This is a genomic window from Velazquezella soli (assembly GCF_977018685.1).
In genome coordinates this window covers 256,477-271,049 of the sequence record NZ_CDRNXF010000005.1, presented here as the reverse complement: position 1 = coordinate 271,049, position 14,573 = coordinate 256,477, and the positions used below count along the sequence as shown (strand labels likewise).

Here is a 14,573-nt window from a genome sequence, read left to right as displayed (position 1 = left end):
CGCGCGTAGTAGGAGCGAAATGCTCATTTCGGCGAAACGCATTGAGGACTAATGCAAAAGATTGTCTTGCTTCTGGGGTTTGCGCTCGCGGCGTTCGGCATCGTCGGCGCGCGGCAGGTGACGGCCGATGACCATGCGGCACAAGCGGTCCGGATCGATGTCGGCGGTTACAAACTCAACAGCGTTCTGATCGAGCCGGACAAAAAAGCGGATCTTCCCCCGATCGTTTTTCTCCATGGTGCGAGCACGAGCCTGAAAGATCCCCTCTTTTCGTTCAGGAAGACGTTGCAGGGCAGGGCGCGACTGCTGTTCGTCGACCGACCGGGCCATGGCAGTTCCGATATCGGAAGCGAACAGAATATCCTTCCGGATGGCCAGGCTGATGCCGTCGCGCAACTGATGAGGAAGCGGGGGATCGGCAAGGCCATTATCGTCGGCCATTCCTTCGGGGGCGCCATCGCCGCAGCATTTGCAGTTCGGCATCCGGACATGGTGTCCGGTCTCGTCTTCCTGTCGCCGGCGGTCTACCCCTGGGACGGAAGCGTCGCATGGTATTATTCTGCAGCCACAGCCCCTGTCACGGGCCAGGTCTTCAGCGCGCTCGTCGTTCCACCGGTGGGGCTGCTGGCGATCAAGGGGGCGGCCAGCGCAGTCTTCTCTCCCAATCCTGTCCCAGCCGGCTATATTGCCGAGACCAATGCGTTTCAGGCGCTGAGCCCAACCGCATTTCGCCATAATGCGCGGGAAATCTCGGCGCTCAGCGACTGGGCACGTACCGCCTCGCGACAATATCCGAAGATCAAGGCGCCGACAGTGATCATCACCGGTGATGCCGATGAGATCGTGTCTCCCGAAATCCATGCCAAACATCTGGCGCGCGATATCCGCGGCGCAAAACTGATCGTCGTCCACAAGCTCGGGCACAAGTCCGACTACATCGCGAGGGATCTGGCGGTGGCTGCCATGGAAAGCGTTGCGGGCCGACGCAAGGACTTAGCCTCCATTGCAAAGTCGGTGGAGCGACGGATAGCGGCAGATGCAAAGGATTGAACCCGCCAGGGAACGCGAGGGACAGGACCTGACCGTCTGGCGCCGTCGGTGCCGGTTGGGCCTCTTCCTGTTCTATGCCGCAGCGGGCGTCCTGCATATCACCGTGCCGCGGCCGTTTCTCAGCATCACACCCAGCTGGGTCCCTGATGCACCGGAGGTGATTCTTGTAACGGGCCTCTGCGAGATCGCAGGCGCGATCGGATTGCTTATTCCTTGGTCGCGTCGGTATGCGGGCATTGGCCTGGCGCTTTACGCAGCCTGCGTCTTTCCTGCCAATATCAAGCACGCAGTTACCAGCCTGACTGCGCCAGATGCCTCGCAGTGGCAGTGGCTTTATCACATGGTCAGATTGCCGTTGCAGCCTGTTCTGATCTGGATCGCCCTGTTTGCGGCGGGCATCGTCAGGTGGCCGATGAGGGCGAGGGGCTGATCTGTCGCCTCTGCGCGACAACAATTCCGCGCCGGCATCGTGCCGCGCTCGGCGAAGGTCGGAGGGTTTTCGACCCGAATCCACCGGCGGCACGACACGACCTCAAGGGTTTCAAAAAGGAAGAGACCATGTCCTCCATTTCCAGAACCGGCTTTACGATACTCTCAGGCGCACTGATCGCCGTCACGCTCGGTGTTTCGGCCTTTGCGGCAGACACCGTCCGGGTCCGCGGTACAGTCGAGAGCCTTCAAGGCAAGACCCTGTCTGTCAAAACCCGCGAAGGCACGAATGCCAAGATCACGCTCAAGGATGACTGGAAGGTGTCGAGCGTTGCCAAGGCCTCTATCGATGACATCAAGCCTGGTGACTTTGTAGGGATCGCCTCGCTGCCGACTGCCGATGGCGGTGATGGCGCTCTTGAAGTTCTGATCTTCCCGGCGGCGATGAAAGGCACCGGCGAAGGCAGCTACGCCTGGGATCTGAAGCCGAACAGCTCGATGACCAATGCGACGGTTGCCGATGCGGTCAAATCCGTCGATGGCCACACGGTCACCGTGACGTACAATGGCCAGGAGAAAAAGATCTCGATCCCTGAGGGCACCCCGATCGTGACGTTCGCGTCAGCAGTCGAAGCGGATATCAAGGCAGGCGCGACTGTGTTTGTGCCGTCGGAAAAGGCGGCCGATGGCTCCATGTCGAGCGGCCGGGTCGTTGTCGGCACCAACGGCGTCGTGCCTCCGATGTGAACGAGCTCGTCGATCGCCTAGAGATGGCGCAGTTCTATCCGCGCTTCGAAACCGTCGGAGCGTCCTGTCGCCGGAGATGCGAGGATCAACTGTCCGTTCATCTGACCGAGTAGTCGGTCCACAATTGAAAGACCGAGACCGGAGCCTTCGGCTTCGGTCCGGCCACGCCCGAAGCGCTTGCGAATGGCGGCAAGTTCAATCGCACTCATAACCGGCGATCCGTTGGTAATGCGCACTGGGCCACCATCCTCAAGAAACACCTCGACCGGTTTATCCGGTGTCCCGTGAATGAGTGCGTTTTCGATCAGATTGCGCAGCACGATCGCGAACCCGTCTTCGCTCACCGGCGCCGTCAGGCGCGCGCCAGTTGGATGGCGGAGGACCAGCCGGTCGGGATCGGCCATGCCGCGCTGAAAATCGGTCACCACCATGTCCAGAACACGACCGAGATCGACGGCGTGGTCGGCGAGGCCGATGCCCGCCTCCGCGCGAGACAGTTGCAGCATCTTTTCCGCAAGGTGGCTCAGTCGCGTCAGTGAGGCTTCAACCTGGTCGGCACGCCGGCGATGAGGGTTTCCCACAAGTTCGGCGACCAGCATCTGGGTCTGCGCCAGCGCGCCCGCAATCGGCGTTCTCAGCTCGTGGGCGCTGTTGGCGGTAAATTCACGCTCCGCATCAAGTGCTGTGCGCAGGCGCTGCATCAGCCGATTGACCGATGCGGCAATCGGCATCAACTCTTTCGGAAGCGCCGTCGCGTCGATCGGCTCGGTGTTGCCGCCGTCCTTGGTTTCGATCTCCTCGCGCAACGCACCGACGGGACGGACAGCTCGCCGCACCACGAACCAGATCGCCATTCCGCAGACGGGAATGAGCAGCAGAAGTGGCAGAAACAGTGCCATGGCGCCTTCGCGAAGCGCTTCTTCTCTGTTTTCGAAAGCGTCGGCGACCTGCACGAAGACACTCCGATCGCCATTCGCCGCGGTATAAAATTGATAGGTGTCGTTTCGCCACAGCCCTGCCTTCAGCGGCGCCTCGAAAGGTTCTGCCGGCGCATCATGGGACCGGATCAGGATCCGGCCGGCCGTGTCTCTCACCTGATAGATCAGGTACTCCCGTTCGCCGCTCGAACTCGCGGTCTGTAGTTGTTGGGGGGAGGCGCCGACGAGGCTGCGATGTTCAAGGTCGTCGACGGCAAGGGGAACCAGTCTTTCGGCCGTATCCTGCAGAGTGCCATCGAAAATTTCGGCGAGCTCCTCTTCCATCACAACGAGGCCGAGGCCCACGGCAAGCAGCCAGAGAAACGCCATCACCACGGTCAGCCACAAAATCAAACGCCGGGTCATGGAAGGCGCCGTCTTGGAAAGAAGCATGCTCATCGATCTACCCTAGCCGATATCCAATTCCGCGCAGTGTTGTGATGTGGTCGCGGCCAAGCTTCTTGCGCAAGCGGCTGACATAGACTTCGACGGTATTGCTCTCGATTTCCGAGCCGAAGGCGTAAAGCGCTTCCTCGATCTGTGATTTGGAAACGACCGCGCCGACACGAGACGACAGCGCGTCAAGCACGGCCCATTCCCGGCTGGAAAGTTCGATGACGGTGCCCGTTGCGGTAACGCGGCGGTCGGTCGCATCGATCTCGAGATCGCCCACGCGAAGAAGCGAAACCGGACGGCCGCTGTAACGGCGACTGACCGCCAACATGCGCGCGGTCAGCTCACCCAGGTTGAAAGGCTTCACAAGGTAGTCGTCTGCACCGCTGTTCAATCCCTCGATGCGATCTGAAATCTGGTCATGCGCCGTCAGAATGATCACCGGCGTGGTAATACCCTTGGCGCGCAGGCGTTTCAAAAGCGCGATGCCGCTGCCATCCGGCAGGCGCAGATCCAGAAGGACAAGACCGTAGCCGGTCGTCGAGAGGGCGCTCTCTGCAGCGTCAAGCGTCTTGGTCCAGTCGACGGCATGGTCGGCGCTCGCCACATGGTCGCGCACTGCTTCCCCAAGTGTCACGTCATCCTCGACCAGAAGAACTCTCAAGCAGTCTGCTCCATCCCTTTGCCATTTCGCTTCGGCGATCCGGAGGCGAGAATAGCCGGAAATCTCAGGAAGTGGAGCGACAATCGTGCGCACACAAGCGAAGCACGAGAGCCCTGTTGCCAACCCAGCAAGCGATGTCGAGAAGAACTGTCTGACCGGACTACCACCAGTGTCGAACGGTCAGAAGTCTGCACGCGCGCTGGCAACGCCGCTACTGTCTCTCACCCGCCGGCATGATGCCATTACGTCAAGGTCCGGTTTGTAGCTCGAAGTCCGAACGGACATCATTCCCAGTACGGTGTGAAACAGATTGTCATGTGAGGCGGGTGCAGCCGCTCGGGAAGAGAGGCATTGCGGATCGGTCGTGGTTTTCAACTCCGACCCTTGCCACAGCACAAAGGGCACGTGGGTCTGCTGCGATGGCGCAACGACATACGGAGCGCCGTGCAGATAAAGGCCATGCTCACCGAGCGACTCGCCGTGATCGGACATGTAGATCATGGCTGGAGCGATGACGTCCTGACGCGCCTTCAGACTGTCGATAACCGACGCGAGGATGTGGTCCGTGTAAAGGATCGTGTTGTCATAGGCGTTGACGATCTCGTCGGTTTTGCAATTGCCCAGTTCAGCATTGCGGCATTCCGGCTTGAAGCGGGCAAAGGCCGTGGGATAGCGCTCAGAATAGGCGGGGCCATGACTTCCCATCTGATGGAGGACCAGGACGCTGTCGCCCTTGACTGTCGAGAGCCAGCCATCGAGTGCCGCGACCATTCCCTCGTCGAGGCACTCCCTGTCTTTGCAGTAGCGGGGATCGTTGGCATCGGAAAACGAGTGGTAGGCGGTACGGCTTGCAACGTTCTTGCTGCCGGTGTTGTCGTCCCACCATTCCGTTTTGACACCCGCGTGACCGAGGACGTCGAGCAGATTTTCATTCGCGAGGCCGGCACGATGGGAATAGCCGCGCCGTGTCAGGTTGGAAAACATGCAGGGCACGGAAACCGCTGTTGCCGTGCCGCAGCTTGATGTTTCCTTGAAGTAGGTAATGTCTCGGCGGGCGAGCTCCGGATTGGTGTCGCGGCCGTAGCCACCGAGCGAAAAATTCTCGGCACGGGCCGTCTCGCCGACAACGATCACCACGACGCGCGGTCGGCCGGAGGATGTCGGGGCAATGACGCGGGCATCGGTCCCGAGCGATTTCACGACGACGGTTTCGTCCTCGCCGGTCGCCATGGCAAAGCCGATGGCATTGCCGATCGGCACGAAGGGGTTAAGTGTCATCATCAGGTCTTTGTGGAGCCGCGTGACCGAGGCAATGCTGCGAGCGCTGCTCATTCCGCAGGCGAGCGCGACCAGCAGAAGTGGAACGATTGCCGCGCTGTTCCACAAGACTTTGCCGAAGAACGGCCTGTGTTCGATCTTGACCCAGCAGACCAGAAGCGATGGCAGGATGCCGAAAACGGCCATGTGCAGCACGAAGGCCGGTGTCAACAGATGCCCGGCTTCGGATGACGTCGTCTGGACGGCGTTGCGGATCATGTCGACGTCGATGATCGTTCCGAACCTGTCCATGAACCAGGAGCCCGCAGCAGCGCTCACGAAGAGAAAGACCAGAACCGGCTTCAGGACATACTTGAGCGACAACGATACGATCAATGCTGCGAAAAGGCATGCGAGACCGAGTATGAAGGCAGCAAAGGCGAGGTGACTGTCGAAATAGGCGAAAGCCCGCGTGAGAAACATCCGGTTGGTAAAGGCCGCCAGATAGAGCGCACCTGTCACAGCCAGGGTAACGCTACCCATCCGCGGGCGGAAGAAAGGAGGTGCGGTTCTGGACAGACTGTAGATCGGCACTGGTTGATCCTCGGCGATATGGATTGCCACGGATTTGCATCGGATCCTGACACACACCTGAATGCCCTAGACCGACGGCCACCCTTCAGCTGGGAGTCAGCTTCGTTCGTCATCATTGCCTGAGTGAGAAGCAACAAGGCCTATACTCGGTGAACAGTTTTCGTCTTCGGCCCGGTCTAATTTTCGTGGGCATATTCGTACTGATCGTGTGCTCGATCTCGCTGCTGCGCGATCCCCGGCACGTTCGCAATCCCCAGACGCTACCGGGATCGAACGTTCGACAAACACATATGCCGACGGGTTGAGCGGCCGCATCTTGACCGGCGGATGTCCGGTGCGCCATGTCATAGGGTGCATCTTTACGGACGACGGGGGCAGGCAGTGGGCGATATCGATCGGGACAGGGCAGAGCGATTGATGCAAGAGGCCGATCTTGACGGCCTGCTGCTATTCCAACCCGAGGCATTCCGCTACGCAATCGGCGCATCCGCTGGCGTCGCAACGATGTGGGGCAGGGCAGGGGCAGCAATCGCTTTTGTCCCCGCGGATGCGGGGCTCGCGCTTGCCGCCGTCGTCAGCGATCACGCCCTGCCAAGCATCCGCAAATCCGCACCTGATGTCGAGCTGCGCAGTCATCGGATCTGGATCGACACCGTCGATACAACGGACGCCGGCTCCATCGCGCAAATCGACCAGTGCTATCGCCGAGGTGGGTCGACGGGGGAAAGGCCTGAAACCTTTGATCGCGAAGTGTCCTTCGGCCTGCTGGGGGAACTGCTTCGTGAGCGCGGTCTATCTGAGGCCCGTCTTGGCGTTGACGTGGAGTTCATGCCCGCCGCCGATTTTGCCGCGCTGAAGCACCATCTGCCCCGCGCCTTGTTGACCGATGGATCTACGGTTCTGCGCCGCCTGCGCTCGGTGAAGACGCCGGTCGAGATCGCTCGATTGCGTCTTGCGGCCAATGCGGCAGAGGCAGGCATTGTCAGAATGGTTGAGGCCATACGGCCTGGCTCCTCTGTCCAATCGCTTTCCGACGCTTGGAAATCCGGCGCGAAGGCTTTCGCAATCGGGAAGGGCGTCAGCCTGTCCGGGTCATGGGACTACATCTCCGTTGGCCCGGATCTTTCAGACGCGAAACCAGCGGTTGTTCCGGGTGCGCTCATCAAGGCAGATGTGGGAACGCTGGTGGAGGGATATTCTTCCGATAGCGCACGAACCTTCGTCTACGGCGAGGCGTCGCCGCTCGCGAACGATCTCGACAAGATCCTCCTCGAGGCATTTGAAGCGGGCCTCGAGCAGATCCGGCCCGGCAATACATTCGGCGCGGTGCATCGGGTTGTCACGGCCGCCATCCGCCGTGGGGGATTGAGCGAGTATCATCGTGGGCATTTCGGGCATTCGGTCGGCGGCAGTGCCGGCATCGAGGAATGGCCATTTTTCTCGATGGGAAATGAGGAACTGATCCAGCCGGGCATGGTGGTGGCGCTCGAGACGCCCTTCTACGGGAATGGCTTTGGTGCCCTGATGATCGAGGACCAGTTCCTTGTGACCTCTGACAGCACAGAATGCATGAATAGATTGCCGCGCGGTCTTCAGAAGATCATGCATTGAAGCCTGACGACCGAACGCCCGCGAACGGCATTCTTCAGAAATCAGGGGCCCGCTGAGCACGCCGTTCGTCCTGGTTCTTGCGATGGACACGCAATATTGCACACCCAGACAGTTGCCAAAACTCGATCATTGTTGCACCACCATTGCGCAAAACGAACCGACATCGCAATTGGAACATAGCGGAATGCGTCTGAGATATTCTTTCCTTGGTCTACTTCTTGCCATCGCACCAGCAGCCTATGCCTTGGAACCGGGCACACCCCCCGTCTTGGCTCCGCTCGATCGGCAGGCACAGGCGGCCAATATCAGCGCACAGTTTCTCGGCCGCTACAGCTACAAGCCCGTACCGCTGGACGACGCGCTGTCGGTCAAGATCATGAACAGCTTCATCAAGTCGCTGGATCCGGACCGGAGCTTTTTTCTCAAATCCGATATCGACAGCTTTGCCGCGAACAGCAAGAAGATCGACGATGCGATCGAGGACGAGGACCTGAAGCTTCCCTTCTCGATTTTCAACGTTTATTCGCAGCGCGTTTCAGAGCGCCTGACCTATGCACGTGAGTTGCTGAAGCAGGGTTTCGACTTCACCCAGCGGGAAGAGTATTCCGTGCTGCGAGACGACGCGCCGTGGCCGCAGTCGCAACAGGAAAGCAACGACCTGTGGCGCAAGCGTGTGAAAAGCGACTGGCTGCGCCTGAAACTGGCAGGCTCCCAAGACGCGACGATCCGCGAGACGCTCGACAAGCGCTACCAGAACGTCCTTGATCGGACCTACCGTTATAAGAGCGACGATGTATTCCAGTCTTTCATGGCTGCCTACACGACGTCGGTTGACCCGCACACGGACTATTTCGGGGCGAGGGCAGCGGCTGAATTTGACATCTCCATGAGCCTGTCTCTCGTCGGTATCGGCGCGGTTCTGCAAGAACGCGACGGTTACACCACGATCCGTGAACTCGTGCCTGGCGGCCCGGCGCAGCTCTCCGGCAAGCTCGCTGTCGGCGATCGCATCGCAGGCGTTGCGCAAGGTGAAGATGGCCCGATGAAGGACGTCGTGGGTACGCGCCTCGACGAAATTGTGCAGATGATCCGTGGCGCGAAGGATTCTGTCGTCCGTCTGGACGTGCTGCCTGCAGATACCGGTGAGACCGGAAGCCACCGGGTTATCAGCCTCGTGCGCGACCGGGTTAGTCTCGAAAAACAGGCAGCCCAGAAAAGCATTATTCCGGTCGAGGACAAAGGTGTCACCCGCCGCATCGGCGTGATCACTCTGCCTGCCTTTTACGAGGACTTCGAAGCGAGACGCAAAGGCGAGAAGAACTACAAGAGCGCCAGCCGCGATGTCGCCAAGCTGCTCGTTGAACTCAAACAGGAAAACGTTGATGGCGTCCTGATTGACCTGCGCGATAACGGAGGCGGATCCCTGTCTGAAGCGATTGAACTCACCGGGCTCTTTGTCGGCAAGGGACCGGTCGTGCAGCAGCGCGATGCCAAGGGTAAGGTTGAAATCCTGAAGGACGATCGGTCTGCTCCCGCTTGGGCGGGCCCGGTCGGCGTGCTCATCAACCGCGGTTCGGCTTCGGCCTCCGAGATCTTTGCTGCAGCTATCCAGGATTATGGTCGCGGCGTTGTGATCGGCGAGCCCAGCTTCGGCAAGGGAACCGTGCAGACCGTCGTGGATCTCGATCAGGCGACGCGCAGCAGCGAATCGAAATATGGCGAATTGAAACTGACCATCGCACAGTTCTTCCGCGTCGATGGCGGTACGACCCAGCTTCGCGGTGTGACGCCGGATATCAACCTCCCGGGCCTTTCTGACCCGAAGACGCTGGGTGAGGCGAGCTATGACAATGCCCTGCCATGGACACGTATCAAGCCTGCCAAATATGCCGCAGTCGGAAATGTCGCATCGGTTCTGCCACAACTGCAGACCCAGCACGAAGCCCGAACCAAGGATGACCCGGATTTCCAGCGGTTCATCGAGGACGCTGCCGAACTGAAGCAGCAGCGCGAGAAAAAGGTCATCTCGCTCAACGAGGCCGAACGCCGGGCAGAACTCGCAGCCGTCGCCAGTCGTCTGAAGGCTCGCGAGCAGATCAACAATGGCCTGGTCGGCAGCGAAGACGATGGTCTGCAAGCAAATGAACGTAGCTTGAGTGCTGAGATCGCTCTTGAGGATGCGCGCAAGAATGCCAAGGACGTCCTGAAAAACGAGGCGTCTGCGATTGTCGCCGATCAGGCGACCTTGCTGCAAGACAGCAATGCACAGCCCGGGCGCGCCAAGCGGAACTAGTCACCAGCGGGCTGCGGGGTCGTCGGGGTTCAAGTGAACCTTACGACGGTCATTAGAGCAACTTCGAATGACGTCGACAGCGCGCGGTAGCGATACCGTGCGCTGTCGTTAAAGCGAAGGGGAGATGCAGTTTCAGCGACGTGGAAAATCCGAGCCGCCCAACAGAGAGCATCAACTAGTTATCAGATAATATGCATTATGGAACCAACGGATATTGATGGCGTGTAGCAGGCTTAGCGGCCTTGGCTGAGACGGTAGATACGTCCGCTACGGTTCAACGTGCCGCCTCTGAAGCGCCGATATCAGCACGCCATTTCCGGCTATCTTTGCCGACGCGTGAGAGACGAAGCGAGAGAGACGAAGCGTAACAAAGCAGTGGCCGCGGGTTTAAAAAATGCAAATCCTAGTTCAGCCGCGACCATCGGTAGCTTGTAATCCCGGCCGACCTGGGAGCCTTACCAGACCGCGGCTAAAACTCCTCCCACGCCTCGGCGACAGCAGCACTTGTTGGAAAAGAGCTGTTCACTCTCGCCATCAGCTTTCTGGCTGGGGACGGCATATGGGGTGCGCCGTTGGCGTTTCCGGTTCGAGGTTGAAGGTCATGTCCTTTGCTCAACGTGAACCGACCAATCATGGTGAAAAGGTTATCTGCTTCGCGGGCAAGGCTGTTGCTGGCTGCAGTCGATTGTTCGACCATGGCCGCATTCTGTTGCGTGCCCTGGTCCATCGTATTGACCGCCGTATTGATTTCCTTGAGCCCGACCGCCTGCTCCTTGGCCGCCTCGACGATGGCGGTGACATTGACGCTGACGTCCTGGACGCGGGAGACGATCTCAGTGAGCGATTTTCCGGTTTCTGCAACAAGCTGAACCCCGTTTCGAACCTGCTCGCCTGACGTGTTGATCAGGGTTTTGATCTCCTTCGCCGCCTTTGCAGAGCGTTGAGCAAGTTCACGGACCTCCTGCGCGACGACGGCAAATCCCTTTCCGGCCTCCCCGGCGCGCGCCGCCTCGACGCCGGCATTCAATGCCAGCAGATTTGTCTGGAAAGCGATATCATCGATGACCCCTATGATATTGACGATCTCGTTCGACGAGCGCTCGATTTCGCCCATTGCCGAAATCGCTTTTCGCACGACATCGCCAGATTTTTCGGCACTGTCCTTTGTCTCGGTGACAAGGCGGCCAGCGGCTTCGGCACGCTTGCTCGATCCGGCAACGGTGGTCGTGATCTGCTCAAGGGCAGCAGCCGTTTCTTCAACAGAGGCAGCCTGTTGCTCGGTGCGCTTCGAAAGATCATTGGCGGCCGACATGATCTGGTTGGAACCCGCCGCGATCGTCTGCGCGTTCTGGCCGACAGTGCGCAAGGTCTGCTCGAGGCGTTCCATGGAGCTGTTGAAGTTCGTCCTCAACACATCAAGCTGCGCAACGAATGCTGCATCGATCCGATGCACGAGGTTCCCATTCGCAAGCTGATCGAGACCATGTTTCAGGTTATCGACAGCGAACTCCATCGCTTCGGCTTCCGCGGCTCTGATCCGGTCGCGTTCGATACGCTCCCGCTCTGAAACGCTTCGGTTTGCATCGGCCTCGGCCTCAAGACGAGCTCGATCTTTCGCACTTTGCCTGAAGACACCAACGGCGCCTGCCATCGTACCGATCTCGTCGCGGCGGCCCTCTCCGAAGATGCGCACGTCAAGTTTGCCGCTCGCCAACTCGGTCATGGCCCTCGTCATCTCGGTCAACGGCCGGATAACCGCAGAACGGACCGTCCACACCGAAATCACCACGACGGTAAGACCCGCGAAGGCAATGATCGCCATGACCAATGTCAGGCCAGCCTTCATCTCCTTTCCTGTCGCGAGCGTTTCGGCTGCGACGCGAAGCTGAAGCTTCACCAGTTCGTCGATTGGACCACCAAGCGGATCGATTGTCGGATAAAGATCGGCGTCGGCGAAGCGTCCCAAGGCATCCAGATCGCCGGATGCAATCAGGGTCAGCAGGCCTTTCAGCTTTGCATCGGCCGCTGAGCGAGACGCCTCGAAGGTCGTAGCGATCGCCTGCTCTTCGGCTGTCAGCTTCGTGTTGCGATATTCGCGCCATCGCAGGTCGATGACCTTCATGGCGGTCTCGATGTTTTCGGTCGCCTGCCGGGCTGTCAACGTTCTCGCGCGGGCCTTGTGGACCGTATCGACGATGTTTACCGCGTAACTGTCGGCGACCTGCTTCAACTGCGCCAAGGGGATGACGCGATCTTCAACGATGGAATTGGCAAGCTTGCCTTCTTCATCGAGTGCATAGAAAGCAAAACCAGCCATCGACAGTAGCGCCGTAGCGAGGACGAAAAGACAGGCTAGAAGCTTTGTTCGTATCAACATTTTCAACCTCTCATCGGGCATCGACCTGCCACCGGCACAACGGGCCGGAAGTCAGTATGGTCGCAGATTGTGGATTTTGGAAAAACTGACCGTATGCAGTGGCACGGCGTCTTGCTCGCCGGTACCGCAGGGGTCGATCGGAAAAGGAATTCTAGACGATTGGCCCAAACTAAAATTGTTGCCGTTTACCGGGCAGTGCAAATCCTGAAATCGGTCTCGCGCTGACAAAAGACGAGCGCCTACCCACTCCCTCGATTTGTAGGGCAGATTCGTTAAACTGTGGTTACGATGCGAAAATCAGCAATTCGTCTTAATCAAATACTCATACGTTGTGCGATTGAGGCGTAAGTTGCGTTTCAGGTTGTACCTGCTTCCGCAAGCCAAGCTTGGTCGTGCACCGAACCGTCATCTGACAGTCACGGAGCGTCTAGGCGGATGCGTGCGAACGGCGCAGCTATCAGGCGGCGATGAGGCCGGCAGTATTCAAACCTTCGAACATTCGTTCCAGGTTCAGAAAACAGATCATTCCTGTGGGCTGGACGATGATGCCGTCGGAATAGCTCGTCGCGGCACCCGCGTTCATGTCAGGCACAGGCTGCATGTTTTCGACGGGAATCGTGAGGATGTCCGAGACCCGGTCGACAACAAGACCAAAGGCCATTCCGTGGACTTCCGCCACGACGATCGCACTCCGCTCATTGGGTTCGGTACTCCGCATACCGAGCTTGCAGGCGAGGTCGATGATCGGAATCACTGCACCGCGGAGGTTCATCACTCCCAGAACCTCTCTGGGTGAATGCGGGATCGGCGTCGCGGGGCCCCAGCCGCGGATTTCGCGGATCGTCACCGTCCTGACGCAGAACTCCTGGTCGTGAAGGCGGAACGCGATGATTTCCAGGGTCTCACCGGAACGTGCAGAATTGGAAGGATGCAAAGTGTTCATTTCATCGTCCTTGCAAAGCGGTCGGTTGATTTTCGAGTTCGTAGTTCTGTGTTGTTGGTGACGTCATCATTGCAACAGTCAGTGTACCGTCATTTTTCTCCACGCGGGCATCGCTGATTGCGCGGCGGCAGCGTTCAAAGGATTCCTTCGACTGCGAGCACCCAGCGTGAACCGGGATGCAGCTTGTAGGCACTGAAAGCAGGCTTTCCCTGCGATCGGTCTCCATGATTTCGAGAATGACGGACAATGCCTTGTCGAAGGCATCGACGCAGCGGGGGTCGAAGTGGCTCCCCGATCTTTCACGTATGTGCGCCACGGCGCGATCCACGCTCCACGCCTCTTTGTAGGGCCTTGCGGTCGTCAACGCATCGAAATTATCGGCAATGGCGACGATGCGGCCGGAAACCGGAATGGTCTCACCCGAAAGACGGAACGGGTACCCCTGCCCGTCCCAGCGTTCATGATGACTGCCAGCAATTTCTGCAGCAAGCTGCAGGAGGCTCGACTTCGACTCCCGGAGAATATCGCAGCCGACGACCGTATGCCGCTGCATGGCCGCGAACTCCTGTTCGGTCAGCTTGCCATTTTTCAGGAGGACGGCATCGGGAATGGCGACCTTTCCGATATCGTGCATCGGCGAGGCAAGCCTGATGTCGGAACAAGCCCGCGCCTCCATGCCGTAGGCCCGCGCGATTGCCTCGGAATAAAGGCCTACGCGCCGCGTGTGCCGGGCCGTCTCGAAGTCCTTGTAGCTTGCTGCAATCGTCAAGCGGTCAATGATTTCCTCCTCGCGGGCACGCAGCTCGACGACCGCTTTCTCGACCTCGATACGAAGCCACTCGGCCTTGTCAGCAAGCTTGTTGCGCGCGTCCACGAGGGCGACCAGGTTCTTGATCCGGGCCTGGAACTCCAGCGGGTTCACGGGTTTCGTCAGAAAGTCGATCGCGCCTGCATTGAGCGCCGCCATGCGCGTCGCCGTATCGGTATCGGCCGTGACAAATACCACGGGCTTGTCGCGGTAATTCTCGAAGCGAACAAGTTCGGTCAACAGCTCGATGCCGCTATAGACAGGCATCTGGAAATCGATGACGGCGATGTCGAATTCGAGCGCTGGAGCATCTGCCAGCACGTCTTCGGGATGAAGATAGGGAATGGCGACGCAGTCCGGCAGTTTCTCGACGAGTCTCGTCAGGAGAGAGAGGTTCGTTTTATTGTCGTCGACAAGTAGAATGCGCATG

Annotated in this window: 10 protein-coding genes and 1 pseudogene; 5 read left to right on the top strand and 6 right to left on the bottom strand. The window is 59.2% G+C overall.

Going from position 1 to position 14,573, the window contains the following annotated elements; all coding sequences use genetic code 11:
* Positions 1-51: 51 nt before the first annotated feature.
* The 3 genes from AC0JZ8_RS21720 (at position 52) to AC0JZ8_RS21710 (ending at position 2,226) form a co-directional block, all read left to right on the top strand.
* Positions 52-1,050, top strand: coding sequence for an alpha/beta fold hydrolase (locus AC0JZ8_RS21720; RefSeq protein WP_471893536.1), 999 nt, complete (start codon positions 52-54; stop codon positions 1,048-1,050).
* The gene (locus tag AC0JZ8_RS21715) at positions 1,037-1,480 is read left to right on the top strand and encodes a DoxX family protein (RefSeq protein WP_430249823.1); all 444 of its coding nucleotides are present in this window, start codon (positions 1,037-1,039) and stop codon (positions 1,478-1,480) included. Before AC0JZ8_RS21720 ends, AC0JZ8_RS21715 begins: the two co-directional genes overlap by 14 nt.
* 128 nt (positions 1,481-1,608) lie before the next feature.
* Entirely contained in the window at positions 1,609-2,226 is a 618-nt protein-coding gene (locus AC0JZ8_RS21710) for a hypothetical protein (protein ID WP_062460469.1), read from the top strand.
* Positions 2,227-2,243: 17 nt separating this feature from the next.
* On the opposite strand, the gene AC0JZ8_RS21705 is transcribed toward AC0JZ8_RS21710, so the two are convergent.
* From AC0JZ8_RS21705 to AC0JZ8_RS21695, 3 genes are all read right to left on the bottom strand, one after another.
* Positions 2,244-3,602: a sensor histidine kinase gene (locus tag AC0JZ8_RS21705; protein ID WP_371816254.1), complete on the bottom strand. Its 1,359-nt coding sequence runs from the start codon at positions 3,600-3,602 to the stop codon at positions 2,244-2,246.
* 4 nt (positions 3,603-3,606) lie between these two features.
* A complete protein-coding gene (locus AC0JZ8_RS21700) occupies positions 3,607-4,260 on the bottom strand; it encodes a response regulator (RefSeq protein ID WP_113165382.1) in 654 nt (217 codons plus the stop codon).
* A gap of 180 nt (positions 4,261-4,440) precedes the next feature.
* Positions 4,441-6,060, bottom strand: coding sequence for a phosphoethanolamine transferase (locus tag AC0JZ8_RS21695; protein WP_062459785.1), 1,620 nt, complete (start codon positions 6,058-6,060; stop codon positions 4,441-4,443).
* A 432-nt stretch (positions 6,061-6,492) separates the two neighbouring features.
* Between AC0JZ8_RS21695 and AC0JZ8_RS21690 the strand changes: the two genes are divergently transcribed.
* On the top strand, positions 6,493-7,722 hold the full coding sequence (locus tag AC0JZ8_RS21690; protein ID WP_471893535.1) for a M24 family metallopeptidase: 1,230 nt from the start codon (positions 6,493-6,495) through the stop codon (positions 7,720-7,722).
* Between the two features lie 184 nt (positions 7,723-7,906).
* On the top strand, positions 7,907-10,015 hold the full coding sequence (locus AC0JZ8_RS21685; RefSeq protein WP_471893534.1) for a carboxy terminal-processing peptidase: 2,109 nt from the start codon (positions 7,907-7,909) through the stop codon (positions 10,013-10,015).
* A 730-nt stretch (positions 10,016-10,745) separates the two neighbouring features.
* Here AC0JZ8_RS21685 and AC0JZ8_RS21680 read toward each other — a convergent pair.
* From AC0JZ8_RS21680 to AC0JZ8_RS21670, 3 genes and pseudogenes are all read right to left on the bottom strand, one after another.
* Positions 10,746-12,392 (bottom strand): annotated as a pseudogene (locus tag AC0JZ8_RS21680) (HAMP domain-containing methyl-accepting chemotaxis protein); the annotation flags it as partial.
* Between the two features lie 457 nt (positions 12,393-12,849).
* The gene (locus AC0JZ8_RS21675) at positions 12,850-13,335 is read right to left on the bottom strand and encodes a chemotaxis protein CheW (RefSeq protein ID WP_062459796.1); all 486 of its coding nucleotides are present in this window, start codon (positions 13,333-13,335) and stop codon (positions 12,850-12,852) included.
* A 1-nt stretch (position 13,336) separates the two neighbouring features.
* A complete protein-coding gene (locus tag AC0JZ8_RS21670) occupies positions 13,337-14,572 on the bottom strand; it encodes an HD-GYP domain-containing protein (protein WP_471893533.1) in 1,236 nt (411 codons plus the stop codon).
* Between the last annotated feature and the right edge of the window lies 1 nt (position 14,573).

What these genes read in the sequence shown, in the direction of transcription:
- AC0JZ8_RS21715 (WP_430249823.1), top strand. Translation starts at nt 1,037, where the DNA reads ATGCAAAGGATTGAACCCGCCAGGGAACGCGAGGGACAGGACCTGACC.
- AC0JZ8_RS21720 (WP_471893536.1), top strand. Translation starts at nt 52, where the DNA reads ATGCAAAAGATTGTCTTGCTTCTGGGGTTTGCGCTCGCGGCGTTCGGC.
- AC0JZ8_RS21695 (WP_062459785.1), bottom strand. Translation starts at nt 6,060, where the DNA reads ATGGGTAGCGTTACCCTGGCTGTGACAGGTGCGCTCTATCTGGCGGCC.
- AC0JZ8_RS21675 (WP_062459796.1), bottom strand. Translation starts at nt 13,335, where the DNA reads ATGAACACTTTGCATCCTTCCAATTCTGCACGTTCCGGTGAGACCCTG.
- AC0JZ8_RS21670 (WP_471893533.1), bottom strand. Translation starts at nt 14,572, where the DNA reads ATGCGCATTCTACTTGTCGACGACAATAAAACGAACCTCTCTCTCCTG.
- AC0JZ8_RS21685 (WP_471893534.1), top strand. Translation starts at nt 7,907, where the DNA reads ATGCGTCTGAGATATTCTTTCCTTGGTCTACTTCTTGCCATCGCACCA.
- AC0JZ8_RS21710 (WP_062460469.1), top strand. Translation starts at nt 1,609, where the DNA reads ATGTCCTCCATTTCCAGAACCGGCTTTACGATACTCTCAGGCGCACTG.
- AC0JZ8_RS21705 (WP_371816254.1), bottom strand. Translation starts at nt 3,602, where the DNA reads ATGAGCATGCTTCTTTCCAAGACGGCGCCTTCCATGACCCGGCGTTTG.